Below are 14,004 nucleotides of genomic sequence, written 5' to 3'. Positions count from 1 at the left end.
TATTGTAGCTGTAACACCCTTACTATAGCATAGTTTGTCCAATAACCCTATTTTCAAAAATCAAATGACATAAAAGAGTCAAGAATGAAAATAAAAAACCTGGCGCGACATTTTGTTTTTAAAAAGCAGACAAGTGGTAGTAGACTAAAAAAGAACAGTTATCATCACAGAAATTTAACAAAGCCTTTATGTGAAATAGCACTAAAGTTTACGAAAAGAGCCTAAATAATGGATGTCTGGAAAAGCAAGTTTTTTGGCATATGGTTAAAAAGAGTTTGGCAAGATGCTAATTATGATTAAAGGAGGAAAAGACATGAGTGATCTTTTTTCTGAGTTAAAACAAAGAATAAAAGGGAAAGAGTTGAAAATTGCATTTCCGGAAGGAAGAGACGAGAGGATATTACATGCGGCAGGACGCCTTGCAGAAGAAGGTTTATTGATACCCATTTTAATTGGGGACAGTCAGGCCATTGAGAAAAAAGCGAATGAATTAAACATATCCATTAAGGGAATTAAGATTTTGGATCCGCGAAGCTATGAAGAGATGAGTGAGGTGGTAGCGGCTTTTACAGAAAGAAGAAATGGGAAAGTAAGTAATGAGGAAGCAGAGAACATTCTCTTAGATGAGAACTATTTTGGGACAATGCTTGTATATATGGGTAAAGCAGATGGACTTGTAAGCGGCGCTGCACATTCTACTGCTGATACTGTCCGACCGGCCCTTCAAATTATTAAGACAAAGGAAGGGGTTAAAAAAACCTCAGGTGTATTTATTATGGTAAAAGACGAGGAGAAATACGTATTTGCAGATTGCGCAATTAATATTTCTCCGGACAGTCAGGATTTAGCAGAAATTGCGTTGGAAAGTACAAGAACGGCAAAGATGTTTAATATCGAACCAAAAATAGCGATGTTAAGTTTTTCAACAAAAGGGTCAGCTGTATCACCGGAAACACAAAGGGTTACGAAGGCTGTTCAAATTGCAAAGGAAAGAGAGCCGGGCCTTATGCTGGATGGAGAATTTCAATTTGATGCCGCTTTTGTTCCTGCTGTCGCTAAAAAGAAGGCGCCTGATTCTGTTATAAAAGGTGATGCAAATGTATTTATCTTCCCAAGCCTCGAGGCTGGAAATATTGGGTACAAAATTGCTCAGAGATTGGGAGGGTTTGAGGCAATAGGTCCGATTCTGCAAGGCTTAAATGCCCCGGTAAATGACCTTTCAAGAGGATGCACTGAGGAGGATGTATATAAGCTTGCACTTATCACAGCTGCGCAAGTCCTGTAAAATAACAAGGTAAGCAGTTACATCAGGCTATGAGTGCCTGGCGCGGCGAGACAAAAGCTGTTTTGAAAAAATCGTGGCGGCATGAATGGATAAAAGGAGCAGAATAATGGAGCAGGCTTTATCAATTTTAGAACAACCAGATTGGCGAATTATTGATCAGTCCAGTCTAGGTCCTTTGTTCCACGGCATGCAGTCCTTTGCTATGGATGATACGTTATGTACCTCGGTTGGAGCGGGATGTTCCGCGGCAACGGCGAGAGCATGGGTCCATCATCAAACTGTGGTGCTTGGGATACAGGATACAAAGCTTCCATTCCTAGAAGAGGGTCTGAAGTTATTAAAAGAAAAACAATTTAACTATATTGTCAGAAATTCGGGGGGACTTGCTGTTGTATTAGATGAGGGTGTGCTCAACCTTACTCTCGTGTTCCCGGATACAGAAAAGGGCATTGATATTAACAGGGGCTATGATGCCATGTACAGGCTTATTCAAAATATGTTTTCTGACTTTAATGCAGTGATTGAAGCAAGGGAAATACAAGGCTCTTATTGTCCGGGCAGCTATGATTTAAGCATTAATGGGAAAAAGTTCGCCGGTATTTCCCAAAGGCGCATCCGAAAAGGGGTAGCGGTACAAATTTATCTTTGTGTTTCGGGCTCGGGCAGGAAAAGGGCAGAATTGATTCAGCAATTCTATGAAAAGGCATTAAATAATGCACAAACTAAGTTTGTGTATCCAGAGGTAAATCCGGACGTGATGGCCTCCCTATCAGAGCTTTTGGATACACCACTGACCATTGGGGACGTAATGCTCCGGTTTTTAAAAGTGCTAAAATCCATAAGCGGCAGAATTTATTCTAACCCGCTGACAGAAGAGGAACTAGAATGGTATGAAATCCATTATCAGCGTATGGTAAACAGGAATGAAAGATTTATTTAGCCCTTTTTAAAAGAGTAATAGGGAGCGGATGAGTCCAGCTCTGCTGTTTGATGCAGCTGAGCTGGAATAGATCGCTTGTAAAAAACGAGCAGTTATCAACATAGACATTTAACAGAGTTAAAAAATAAGATAATTTAAAAAATTAATAATTGACAATGTATTTGATTGGTGTTAACCTATCAAGGTACATATTGGAAAAACAAATCCAATTTTATAAATAATAACTTAAATCATATTAAGCAAAGGAGGGTATTAAAATGTTCTATAACAGCTTCTTAAAAAAAGAAAAAATTGAATACATGCGTACCCTGCCTATTGCTATTGGAATGTAAGTAGCTTTATAATCATTGGAATAAAGCACAGGTGACGTATCGTTACCTGTGCTTTTATTTTTGGCAGCTGCCTAAGCGCAGACTGTCTTTTTTTTACATTCAAAAAAGGAGTGAAGGAATTATGATTGATGCAAACATTCTTCTAATTGAACTGCAGGAGGACTCGGGAGGCTAGGTGTAAGAAAAGGGGAAGGAGAGGTTTTTAAATGTTTGGTGTGCTGGTAAAGTTAAATTGGTTTTTTAAAGAAAATTGGAAACGGTATTCTGTTGCCGTTATCTTTTTAATTATAGTAGGCATTATTGAGGTGATTCCTCCTAAGCTGGTTGGAATGGCGATAGACGATATCCATTATGGTACATTGACCTGGAAAGGGATTGGCTATTACATCTCCCTCTTTTTGCTTATATTGGTTCTTTCCTATGGTATGACATACATTTGGATGTACCAATTGTTCGGCGGGGCAAATTTGTTGGAAAAGAAGCTACGTTCAAAATTAATGGGCCACTTTTTCAAAATGACCCCAGGCTTTTATGAAAGGAATCGGACAGGGGATTTAATGGCTAGGGCTACTAACGATTTAAAAGCAGTGTCCCAGACAGCAGGCTTTGGAATTTTAACGCTGACTGATTCAACTATTTATATGCTGACGATTCTATTTACAATGGGTTTTTTCATCAGTTGGAAGCTTACCATAGCTTCGATTATTCCGCTGCCAATTATGGCGTATCTTATGAAAATATATGGCGGGAGGATTCATAAGAGATTTATGGAGGCTCAGGATGCCTTCGGTGATATGAATGACAAGGTGCTGGAATCAGTAGCTGGTGTCAGGGTTATTCGTGCATACGTCCAGGAGAGGGCGGACGAAGAGCGATTTTTTAATATGACGGAAGATGTTTTTGAAAAAAATATGAAGGTCGCGATCATTGATTCATTATTCGATCCAACCATCAAAGTGTTAACGGGCTTAAGCTACTTGATAGGATTGGGGTACGGTGCCTATCTTGTCTTCCATCAATCTATCAGCCTGGGAGATTTGGTTTCCTTTAATGTTTATCTGGGGATGCTCATATGGCCGATGTTTGCCTTTGGTGAATTGATGAATGTCATGCAAAGAGGAAATGCCTCTTTGGACAGGGTCAATGAAACGTTAGAGGAAAAGGAGGACGTTCCGAATCCTCTTCATGCTATAGAAGTGCAGCAGCCAGCAGCTATCCAGTTTGGGAAGTACACGTTTCAATATCCAACTGGAAAATCGCCGAGCCTAAAGGATTTTTCTCTTCAATTAATGAGAGGACAAACGCTTGGAATTGTAGGGAAGACCGGCAGCGGAAAAACCACCTTGGTTAAGCAGCTGCTGCGGGAATATCAGGCTGGCGACGGTCATTTTTCTGTTTCTGATGTGGAAATAAAAAAGCAGAACAAAGAGCAAATCAGAGACTGGATAGGCTATGTACCCCAGGATCATGTGCTTTTTTCCCGAACAATTAAGGAGAATATCCTGTTTGGTAACCCGGATGCAACGGATGATCAGGTAAAAGAGGCCATCAGACTCGCTTCTTTTCAAAAAGACCTGGAGATGCTTCCTGAAGGTCTGCAAACGTTAGTCGGGGAGAAGGGTGTGGCATTATCAGGGGGGCAAAAACAAAGGATATCCATAGCTCGTGCATTGATTAAAGATCCGGAAATCTTAATTCTGGATGACTCGCTTTCGGCGGTGGATGCCAAAACGGAAACGAGGATTATTGAAAATATACAAAAAGAGAGAAATGGTAAAACGACCATCATTACCACCCATCGGCTATCTGCAGTAGAACATGCAGATTGGATTGTGGTGCTTGAAGATGGTGCAATGATCCAGGAAGGAACTCATGAGCAATTGGCTCAAGCCAAAGGCTGGTACCAGGAGCAATTTTTACGGCAGCAGCTGGAAGAGACCAGTGAAGAGGAGGTGTTATCATGAATAGAGGAAAAGAACTATTTAGATATGCATTAGGCTATAAAAAGATTATTATCCTCGCTATGATGATGCTGGCACTTTCAGTGGGAGCGGAGCTGACAGGACCTTTTATCGCCAAAACGCTTATTGATAAGCATGTGCTTGGAATAGAGTCGAAATGGCTGGAAACAGATAAAGGAAAAGACACGGTTTTGTATAAGGGCCGCTACTACAAAAGAGCAGATTATTTTACCAAAGGGGAACGCAAAGGAAAGCCTGTCCAAATTGTTCAGGTTGGTAAGGAATTTTATTTTTCCAACCAGCTTTTGCATCTTGATGGAAAGAGGAGCTATAAAAACGGAATTGTAACTGTTCAGGAAGGAAAGAAAAAGGAAGAGCTACAAGCTGAAAGGCTTTCTTTGCAGCAAATATTGGCTTTTTATCATCCCGATATCCCAAGGATGGTTGGGCTCTTAACTTTTTACTTAGGACTGCTTCTATTCGCATCCGGATTTCAGTACGGCCAGCACTATTTCCTTCAGAAAGCAGCCAATCGGATTATTCAAAAAATGCGGATGGATATTTTCAAGCATATTCAAAGACTTCCCATTCGCTATTTTGATAACCTTCCTGCAGGAAAGGTTGTTTCACGAATTACCAATGATACTGAAGCGATCCGTGATTTATATGTAACAGTCTTATCCACATTTTTTACAAGTGCCATTTATATTGGCGGTATTTTTATTGCGTTATTTATTTTGAATGTAAAGCTTGCGGCCATTTGTTTGATTCTTCTTCCAATATTATATGTATGGATGCTTATTTATAGGAAATATGCCGCATCGTATAACCATACGATCCGTTCAAAGATAAGCGAAATTAACGCAACGATAAATGAATCGATACAAGGAATGAACATTATCCAGGCCTTCCGCCGGGAGGAACAAATGCAATCAGAATTTGAAGAATCGAACCAGTCGCTGTTCCGTTATCAAAATAAGCTATTGAACTTAAATGCCTTAACCTCCCATAATTTAGTGGGTGTCTTAAGGAACATTACATTTGTGGCGTTTATTTGGTATTTTGGCAGCGGATCTATCGGAATTGGTTCCATCGTTTCCCTGGGGGTATTGTATGCTTGTGTAGATTATATTAACCGCTTATTCCAGCCAGTGACAGGGATTGTAAACCAGTTTGCCAATCTTGAGCAGGCGCTGGTAGCAGGAGAACGCGTCATGAAGCTTCTTCAAGAGGAAGGAACCCTTGTAGAGGATGCCAGAATTCCGCGCTATCAAGGAAATGTGGAATTCAAACAAGTATACTTTGGATATTCAGATGACCACGATGTTCTAAAAGATATAACATTCCAAGCAAAACGAGGGGAAACCGTCGCATTAGTAGGGCATACTGGTTCAGGGAAGAGTTCCATTATGAATCTGTTATTCCGTTTTTATGACAGTAAAAAAGGTGGAATCACCATTGATGGCAGAGATATAAAAGATATTCCTGTCCAATCCTTAAGGGAGCATATGGCAATCGTATTACAGGATCCTTATTTGTTTACTGGAACGATTGAAACTAATGTGACCTTAGAGGATCCAGGCATAACAAGGGAAATAGCAGAGAAAGCATTAAGAGATGTTGGAGCAGACTCAGTCCTTAGAAACCTAGAAAAAGGACTCGATGAACCGGTTATTGAGAAAGGCAGTACGCTGTCTTCCGGCCAGCGGCAGCTCATTTCGTTTGCACGGGCCCTAGCCTTTGATCCAGCCATTCTCATACTGGACGAAGCCACATCGCATATTGATACGGAGACAGAAGCAATCATTCAAAATGCCATGGACGTATTAAAAAAGGGGCGGACTACTTTCATCATTGCCCACAGGTTATCCACAATTCGCAATGCAGATCAAATTATTGTATTGGATAAAGGCAGGATTGTTGAAAAAGGAACTCATGAAGACCTGATGGCGATGCAAGGAAAATACTATCAGATGTATCAGCTTCAGCAGGTAAAAAGAGCAGTTTAAAAGAGGCTGTTTAAGCTATTCACAAGCTTTAATAAAAAAACAGCTTTATGCTGAATAGCAAAAAAGTTTAAAAATAGTATAAAACAAAAAGCTTCCTCCTTTGCAGGGGGGAAGCTTTTCAGGTTAATAGTAACGTGGAAAAGGTCTCGGGTTTTTATTCAGCAAGTTTTTCCAGATTTCCGTTTCGATCCATTTTAAATGAAGAATTTGCTGGTTCATCCTCATTAAATAATACTAGCTTTCTAGCCCGGTTCATAATTTTCATGAGGGTTTCATAATCTTCCTGCATGGTTACTGAGTTTTCCTCCAGCTGGGCAATTCTTTTCTTCAGTTCTTCATTTTGCTTTCTTGTATCGGACAATTCATTTTTCAATCTTGCATTCTCACTTTTTAAAATCGTGGATTGAAATTGAGTAGTATTTAAATATTGTAAATAACTTATTACTTTTGCAAGATTCAATTCCTGCTGATTCACTGCAGCAGGCATTTGTTCCGCTAAGGCTGGAGCAGCTGAAGCAGGTGCTGGCAGTACGTCATCTATATCTTCACTTTCTTCTCTCACTTCTTGAATTAGAGCTGTTAAAGGTACTTCTTCAACATCCTCTAGTGTTGGGACAGGAGGCTGATAAAGCAGCTTCTTCTTGCCGCCCTGTTCTTTTCCTAGTAAACGCTGGCGCTGTTTGCGCTGTTTTTTTGCTAGTTGAAGAGCTTGTTCGTAACTATGGCGAACCACTGCGTTCCACCTGAATCCGCAGGCAGCGGATGTTCTGTTGAGCTTGTCTCCTACTTCTTCAAATGCGTTTAGTTGTGTACTTCCTTCTCGTACATGGCGCAAAACTGTCTCTGCTAATATTAGATCATCTTCATCTGACCAAGCATCTTGGCGTGATTTCATGTTCTCAACTCCCAATTATAAAATTATTCTCCGTTACTAAAAAGGATGGACAAGATAAAAGATTTTTATACCAATATTGTAAAAAGATAATAGTTTCTAAACGTAAGGCTCTTTTCGTAAATTTTTTTGCTAATTAACACAAAAAAATAATGAAATTCACAGGCTCTGTAGTAAACCTGTGAATGGCTTACGAAAAGATGTCACGAAGACGGATAAAATACGGATTTATTTTTTGTGCGTAAAGCAACAATCCCTGCGAAAACAGCCAAACGTATAGCGTTATCTTTTCGAAAGGGGTTTTTATGAGAGGCTCTGTTAAAAATCAATGTTGATTTTATACCCATATTGATTGGAGCGGCAGGAGCATGCGGCGGGGAGACTCCCTTGCAGCAGAAATGAATAGGCAAGATTAACAGAGCCTATTAAAAAAAGAAAAGGAAGATTAGCAGAAGGCTTGACGATATAACGAGGCAGAGTTTGTTAATTTATTACTTTTTCAAGCACCGGCCAAGCTTTAAATGTAAAAGGATACTGGGTATAATAAAGCTATGAAGATGCAGGAAGAGGGTAGATGATGGAATATTCCAAACTGAAATTAAGCGAGGAAAAGGTATTTAAAGATCCTGTCCATCGGTATGTTCATGTTAGGGATAGGGTCATTTGGGATTTAATTGATACAAAGGAATTTCAGCGGCTGCGGCGTATCCGGCAGCTTGGGACAACCTATTTTACATTCCATGGAGCAGAACATAGCAGATTCAACCATTCACTCGGTGTCTATGAAATCGTGCGAAGAATCATAGATGATGATTTCCATGGAAGGCCTGAGTGGAACGAAGATAACCGTCTTCTATCTTTATGTGCAGCATTGCTTCACGATTTGGGGCACGGCCCATTTTCCCATTCTTTTGAGAAGGTCTTTCATTTAGACCATGAGGAATATACACAGAAAATTATTATGGGAAATACAGAGGTCAACAAGGTTCTTGAAAAAGCAGGCAAGGACTTTCCAAAGAGAGTAGCAGAAGTTATTGCGAAAACTTATGAAGATAAACTGGTGGTGAGCTTGATCTCCAGTCAGCTGGATGCCGATCGGATGGACTACCTTTTAAGGGATGCCTATTTCACTGGCGTCAGCTATGGGCATTTTGATATAGAAAGGCTTCTTCGGGTTATTCGTCCCCGTGAGGACCAGGCTGTTTTTAAATACAGCGGAATGCATGCAGTGGAGGATTATATTATGAGCCGCTATCAAATGTATTGGCAGGTTTACTTTCATCCGGTTACGCGAAGTGCTGAAGTAATTCTCACAAAAATTCTGCATCGGGCTAAAGAGCTTCATGCCGATTACTATTCATTCAAACAGCATCCTATCCATTTTTATTCCCTTTTTGAGGATGAAATGACATTAGATGACTATTTAAAGTTGGATGAAAATATCATACTATATTATTTTCAAATGTGGCAGGAAGAGGAAGACCCTATTTTAAGTGATCTATGTTCAAGGTTTATGGACAGGAACCTCTTTCAATATGCTGAGTTCGATCCTGGCCGTCAGTTCAAGATACATAGCCAGCTGGAAAAGCTGTTTCGTGAAGCTGGATTGGATCCGGATTATTATCTGGTAGTGGATTCCTCCTCTGATTTAGGCTACGATTTTTATCGTCCAGGGGAAGAGGAAGAGAGGCTTCCAATCTACCTATTGAAGCAAACTGGTGAGCTCCGCGAACTTTCAAGGGAATCAGACATTGTGGATGCCATTTCAGGAAAGAAGCGGACGGACCATAAGCTCTATTATCCTGAGGATTTAATCTACAGTGATTCAGGAAATCTTGAAGTGAAAAGAGAAATCCGTTCCATCTTAGAAAGCTTATAACGGGCAGAAGCCCATTGCTATTTTTTCCATCAGAGTAGACAACAGAGAATAAACTGGTGGCCGTTTTACTAAAAACAGGAGATGAGATTCTTTGTTAAATGATCATGTTCGATTGATGAGTGCATTAGCGGTTTCAGGGGAGATTGTTGGACGAAAAAAACTGCAAAAAATGATTTATATTTCAAAAAAGCTTGCTTTTCCTTTTCAGGAAAAATTTCAATTTCATTTTTATGGTCCTTATTCAGAGGAACTGACACTCCGGGTAGAAGAGCTTTTTAATCTTGGATTTATTAACGAGGTAAAAGAGAAGAAGGGCGGATATTCACAATATCGATACACTCTAACCGATAATGGAAAAGAGTTTTTAAGCTTATATGAGTCGAAAATGCCCCATCTTGATACATGCTTGCAGGATTTAAATGGACAAACTGCACGCTTTTTAGAGCTGATTTCAACGGTTTTGTTTTTTGATTCTCTATCCAGGGAAGAGGTTACAGAAAAAATCATGACACTAAAGGCAAAGCAGCAATACTCCGAACAGGAAATTGAGGAAGCGTATCTTTATATTGAACAACTAAAACAAAAAGCTAAGCTTCAATGAAAGGCTTAGCTTTTTGTTTTAGGCTCTGTTCATCTTGATTAGTCATTCAGCCTTTTTCCGGCCACTCCATAATGGCTCTTGGACATTTCTTCAATAAAGACAACAATCTTTTCTTTTGGAGCATCTACTGTTTCGCTTACTGCTTCTGTCACTTTTTCGATAAGGGCTTTCTTTTGTTCATCTGTACGCCCTTCTAGCATTTTTACTGTAACATATGGCATATGATCTACTCCTTTATATATAAAATGAATGATTCCAAGAAAAGTGTATGCTTTTTTATATATGGATGCAAGCGTATTTCTAAACTTAAAGCATGAATAAATGGAATGAATTTTGTATACTAATGATTGATAGATTCTAAATTAAAGGGGATAGGCTGTGGGATTTCATTTAGCTTATACATTATCTGAATTGCCGTTTGTTGCTTTGACACTTATTATCGCGTTCACCGTACATGAGTTTGCACACGCATATACAGCTTATAAATTTGGGGATCAAACTGCAAAGAAACAGGGCAGGCTTACTTTAAATCCTATACAGCACTTGGATCCGTTTGGTACGCTGCTGATTTTCTTTGCTGGTATCGGCTGGGCAAGGCCAGTGCCGGTAAACAGATACCATTTTAAAAATCCGAGGGCGGCCGGGATCCTGGTATCCATTATGGGGCCAATCAGTAATTTTCTGCTTGCCTTTATAGGATTTGGGATATTATTTTATCTAGTATTTTCCGGAGCCGCAGCAAATTGGCCCAATGTAACGAAATTTTTTAATTACTTTGTTTCACTTAATCTTATGCTGTTTGCTTTTAACTTGGTTCCGCTTCCTCCGCTTGATGGCTACCGCATTATTGAGGATCTGGTGAGCCCGAACCTAAGAGCAAAGCTGACAGGCTGGGAGCAATACAGTATTCTGGTGTTTTTGGTCCTTATGGTCACACCGCTTAGCAATTACACAATCAGTCCATATATTAATTGGGTATCGCATTGGGCAACTAATAGCTTTAATAGCATATTTTCAATGTTTATGTAGCAGGAGGAGGTTTCACGATGGATAGCAGTAAGAAAAAGCTGGAATTTAATATTATAAAAAATGATCCAACAGATGGCCATCGAGGGTACGGGATAGGCTCTTTAAGCCTTGAGAATGTCTCACCTGTCATTATTGATGTAGAGGAAGGCGAGGCTTTTGTTGATATTGGAGCCATGCATGCGCGCAGTGCTGTCGAAAAAAGGATTAAGTTCCTCCCTGATAAGAATGAAGTACCTGAAGGCGCTAAGCCCTACTGGATTGTTTGGGTGACTATTGACCGTAAGCCGGAAGGGCATTACTATGCTGGAGTAACGGCCTGTGAAATGACGGTGAATCAGGAAGCGAGACGCGGCTACAAGTCTTTGCCTGAGCATGTCAATAAGCTGGATAAATCTTTAAAGCGCCGCATCATGGTAGACGAGATGGATTCAAAATCAAAGCAGGTACTGGCTGAATTTCTAAAAAAACATGATGAGAAAATGTGGGAGTTTTCCAGTCCTGAGCTAAGGGAAAGCCTGGGTGCAGAGTAGTCAAACCTCTGTTGGTTAGTCAGGCTTTCTCTATTGTAAAATAAGCTGAAAAACGAGCCGTTTTCAACATGGAAATAGTAAAAAACGCTTCCTTGAACATTTAAAAAACAATAAAAACTCCAGGGGCATACCATGGAGTTTTTATTGTTGAAGAGAAAGAATACCTGGTTATAAGATTTAAGAGGTTGGTTTCAAGCAGCTGTAGAGTTCGTATGCCGCTAAACGTCGCTTTCTGCTTTTCAATTGTCCAGCTACAGGCACCATCGGCTCGAGGTCATTAGCCAAACGGTCCGAGAGATTGAAGAGCAAACCTCTCAAACCGTCTGTCTAATGCTGGTCGCCGATAGGCAGGTGCCTTCCGCTTTTCTTCCTAAAACCAATGAAAGAGCTTGTTTAGCCAGCTTTTTGTCTTTTTATTCGTATGTTTGCCATCTTTACCGGTTGTTTTTATAGATGAACAGGTTTCGGTCGGTTGAGTACCTTTTACAAAATACATAAGCCTGGAAGATTTGCTGCATTCAGGGGCCGCTAATTTTCCACTTGCCAGGTCTATAGGAAGGCCGATTACTCCCTTTGGAGGATTGAACATTTGTATCGGTTTATCCTGCAAAGCTTTTTCCATAAAACTCACCCAAATCTTTTTGGCATAGAGTTTATCTGCTGTTAAAGTAATTTCTCCTCCATTGTCATAACCGGTCCAAACGCCCGCAGTCAGCTGAGGGGCGAAACCAATCATCCAGCTGTCTGTATTAGTCGATCCCGATTTTCCTGCATATGGCCGTGTTGTCTGTCCTACAATAGAAGCTCCCGTTACCGTCCCATAGCCATTCAGCCTTTTATCAAATATTCCAGTCATCATCTGTGTCATGACAAATGCATTGTCCTTATTTAAAATCTGCTTCTTTTCTGGTTCTGATTCATATAGAACCTTTCCTTTGCTATCTACAACTTTACGAATAAAGGTAGGTTCAATTTCCTTCCCGCCATTGGCAAGAAGACTATAAGCATGGACCATATCCAATACATGAACACCCGAAGTACCTAGTGCAAGAGAGGGAACGGCCTTCATTTTTGTTGTAATACCGAATTGCTTAGCCGTTTTGACAAGGGTGTCCGGGCCTAAGAAAAGGTTTGTTTTTACAGCGTAAATGTTATCGGATAGTGCCAATGCCTGAGCGAGTGTAATATCTCCATCTGCATATTCATTATTAAAGTTATGAGGTGTATATTCAGCCTTGCCGTTATCAAAATGAAAAGTAGTAGGTGCACTTTTCATCATCGTCACAGGTGTAAACCCATTGTTTAGAGCAGCGTAATAAAGCATTGGCTTGATGGTCGATCCCGGCTGACGGAGGGCCTGTACTGCCCTGTTGTAGGGACTGGCTTGATAATTACGCCCGCCTATAAGAGCTGTTACATTTCCTGTAGAGGGATCCATTGCCACAAAGCCTAACTGAATAGCTGATTGGTTTGAAATGGTATCCTTCACTACATTTTCTGCTATTTTTTGCTGATTTATATCCAGGGTCGTATACACCTTGAGTCCTCCCAATGCAATGGTTCTTTCATCTAGACCAAGCTTAGTTTTTAGCTCTTGTTTTACAACATCCTGGAAATAAGGAGCGAACCTCTCTTTTGAAACAGGAAATTGACCTTTTATCGTTATTTTTTGTTGTGCTGCTGCAAGTGCCTCTTTCTTCGTTATAAATCCGTTTACAAACATTGAATGCAGAACGGTTACTTGCCGTTTTTTTGCCTTTTCATATGAATCAAGAGGTGAGTAGATGCTCGGCCCTTTTGGTATGCCTGCCAGCATAGCAGCTTCTCCCAATGTTAAATTGCTGGCGTCTTTTCCAAAATAGAGCTGGCTGGCTGCTTGAATGCCATATGCACCATGGCCATAATTAATGGTATTCAGGTAGCCCTCGAGAATTTGGTTTTTACTGTAGTTCATTTCAAGGCGGATCGTATAAAAAGCCTCGGAAATTTTTCTTGTCCAGGTCTTGTCCATTGTTAAAAATAAATTCCGTGCATATTGCTGTGTAATGGTGCTGGCTCCCTGAACCTTCTTCCTTGCTATCGCGTCTGTAAGAATAGCACCAGCCATTCGTTTAAAATCAAATCCATGGTGATAATAAAAATTTTTATCCTCAATGGACAAAGTTGAGTTGATAGAATTCTGGGAGATGTCTTTTAAAGGAACCCAATAACGTTTCTGGCCATTATCACTTTCTCCGATTAATGTTCCATTGTCTGAGTAATACAGCGTGGACTGTGGAACCGCCAGGGGAGGAGGGCCGAGAATTTTAGCATATATAAGCACGGCAAGCACAAAAATAGCAATGACAGAAAAAAGAAGCAAAATGGCAAGAATCAATAAGCGCGTGTACCGTTTAGGTTTTTGATTTTTAGGATGTGTCATCGTTTCCATGACGATCACCTCTTTCGATAGAAAGAATGTATAACGATTTCATTCAGACACTTATTAATTCAGTATGAAGAATTGGCAGCTGTTTTAAACGTCAAGGAGTTAAAAAAGTATGGCG

11 protein-coding genes are annotated in these 14,004 nt (G+C 40.2%); 8 read left to right on the top strand and 3 right to left on the bottom strand.

Translation table 11 applies throughout. The features are described 5' to 3' along the window. The first annotated feature begins 313 nt into the window (after positions 1-313). The 4 genes from pta to A5N88_RS14885 all read left to right on the top strand — a co-directional run bounded on the left by pta (position 314) and on the right by A5N88_RS14885 (position 6,527). The gene (gene pta / locus A5N88_RS14900) at positions 314-1,285 is read left to right on the top strand and encodes a phosphate acetyltransferase (protein WP_066267464.1); all 972 of its coding nucleotides are present in this window, start codon (positions 314-316) and stop codon (positions 1,283-1,285) included. Positions 1,286-1,391: 106 nt separating this feature from the next. Continuing rightward, positions 1,392-2,225 carry an octanoyl-[GcvH]:protein N-octanoyltransferase gene (gene lipL, locus A5N88_RS14895; protein ID WP_066267462.1) on the top strand — a complete coding sequence of 278 codons (834 nt, stop codon included), beginning with the start codon at positions 1,392-1,394 and terminating at the stop codon, positions 2,223-2,225. A gap of 538 nt (positions 2,226-2,763) precedes the next feature. After that, a complete protein-coding gene (locus A5N88_RS14890) occupies positions 2,764-4,521 on the top strand; it encodes an ABC transporter ATP-binding protein (RefSeq protein WP_066267460.1) in 1,758 nt (585 codons plus the stop codon). Then, positions 4,518-6,527 carry an ABC transporter ATP-binding protein gene (locus A5N88_RS14885; protein WP_066267457.1) on the top strand — a complete coding sequence of 670 codons (2,010 nt, stop codon included), beginning with the start codon at positions 4,518-4,520 and terminating at the stop codon, positions 6,525-6,527. The genes A5N88_RS14890 and A5N88_RS14885 overlap by 4 nt, the downstream gene beginning before the upstream one ends. Positions 6,528-6,681: 154 nt before the next feature. Here A5N88_RS14885 and A5N88_RS14880 read toward each other — a convergent pair whose 3' ends face one another. After that, a complete protein-coding gene (locus tag A5N88_RS14880) occupies positions 6,682-7,422 on the bottom strand; it encodes an RsfA family transcriptional regulator (RefSeq protein WP_066267455.1) in 741 nt (246 codons plus the stop codon). Positions 7,423-7,996: 574 nt separating this feature from the next. On the opposite strand from A5N88_RS14880, the gene A5N88_RS14875 reads away from it, so the two are divergent. Both A5N88_RS14875 and A5N88_RS14870 read left to right on the top strand, forming a co-directional pair. Continuing rightward, positions 7,997-9,298, top strand: coding sequence for an HD domain-containing protein (locus A5N88_RS14875; RefSeq protein ID WP_066270570.1), 1,302 nt, complete (start codon positions 7,997-7,999; stop codon positions 9,296-9,298). 91 nt (positions 9,299-9,389) lie between these two features. Beyond that, a complete protein-coding gene (locus A5N88_RS14870; protein ID WP_066267453.1) occupies positions 9,390-9,899 on the top strand; it encodes a YwgA family protein in 510 nt (169 codons plus the stop codon). Positions 9,900-9,937: 38 nt separating this feature from the next. Here A5N88_RS14870 and thmT read toward each other — a convergent pair whose 3' ends face one another. Next, complete coding sequence (thmT, locus tag A5N88_RS14865; RefSeq protein ID WP_066267451.1) at positions 9,938-10,120, bottom strand: 2-hydroxymuconate tautomerase; 183 nt, start codon at positions 10,118-10,120, stop codon at positions 9,938-9,940. A 157-nt stretch (positions 10,121-10,277) separates the two neighbouring features. Between thmT and A5N88_RS14860 the strand changes: the two genes are divergently transcribed. Together A5N88_RS14860 and A5N88_RS14855 are read left to right on the top strand one after the other, a co-directional pair. Continuing rightward, positions 10,278-10,928, top strand: coding sequence for a site-2 protease family protein (locus A5N88_RS14860; protein ID WP_066267449.1), 651 nt, complete (start codon positions 10,278-10,280; stop codon positions 10,926-10,928). Between the two features lie 17 nt (positions 10,929-10,945). Then, on the top strand, positions 10,946-11,458 hold the full coding sequence (locus A5N88_RS14855) for a YwhD family protein (RefSeq protein ID WP_066267447.1): 513 nt from the start codon (positions 10,946-10,948) through the stop codon (positions 11,456-11,458). A 370-nt stretch (positions 11,459-11,828) separates the two neighbouring features. On the opposite strand, the gene A5N88_RS14850 is transcribed toward A5N88_RS14855, so the two are convergent. Further along, positions 11,829-13,889, bottom strand: coding sequence for a transglycosylase domain-containing protein (locus A5N88_RS14850; protein ID WP_066267443.1), 2,061 nt, complete (start codon positions 13,887-13,889; stop codon positions 11,829-11,831). Positions 13,890-14,004 lie beyond the last annotated feature (115 nt).

The sequence above is a fragment of the Heyndrickxia acidicola genome, from assembly GCF_001636425.1.
Classification (GTDB): Bacteria; Bacillota; Bacilli; order Bacillales; family Bacillaceae_C; genus Bacillus_AE; species Bacillus_AE acidicola.
This window is presented reverse-complemented; position numbering and strand designations above follow the sequence as displayed.

What these genes read in the sequence shown, in the direction of transcription:
- A5N88_RS14850 (WP_066267443.1), bottom strand. Translation starts at nt 13,889, where the DNA reads ATGGAAACGATGACACATCCTAAAAATCAAAAACCTAAACGGTACACG.
- A5N88_RS14880 (WP_066267455.1), bottom strand. Translation starts at nt 7,422, where the DNA reads ATGAAATCACGCCAAGATGCTTGGTCAGATGAAGATGATCTAATATTA.
- thmT (WP_066267451.1), bottom strand. Translation starts at nt 10,120, where the DNA reads ATGCCATATGTTACAGTAAAAATGCTAGAAGGGCGTACAGATGAACAA.
- A5N88_RS14855 (WP_066267447.1), top strand. Translation starts at nt 10,946, where the DNA reads ATGGATAGCAGTAAGAAAAAGCTGGAATTTAATATTATAAAAAATGAT.
- lipL (WP_066267462.1), top strand. Translation starts at nt 1,392, where the DNA reads ATGGAGCAGGCTTTATCAATTTTAGAACAACCAGATTGGCGAATTATT.
- A5N88_RS14875 (WP_066270570.1), top strand. Translation starts at nt 7,997, where the DNA reads ATGGAATATTCCAAACTGAAATTAAGCGAGGAAAAGGTATTTAAAGAT.
- pta (WP_066267464.1), top strand. Translation starts at nt 314, where the DNA reads ATGAGTGATCTTTTTTCTGAGTTAAAACAAAGAATAAAAGGGAAAGAG.
- A5N88_RS14885 (WP_066267457.1), top strand. Translation starts at nt 4,518, where the DNA reads ATGAATAGAGGAAAAGAACTATTTAGATATGCATTAGGCTATAAAAAG.
- A5N88_RS14890 (WP_066267460.1), top strand. Translation starts at nt 2,764, where the DNA reads ATGTTTGGTGTGCTGGTAAAGTTAAATTGGTTTTTTAAAGAAAATTGG.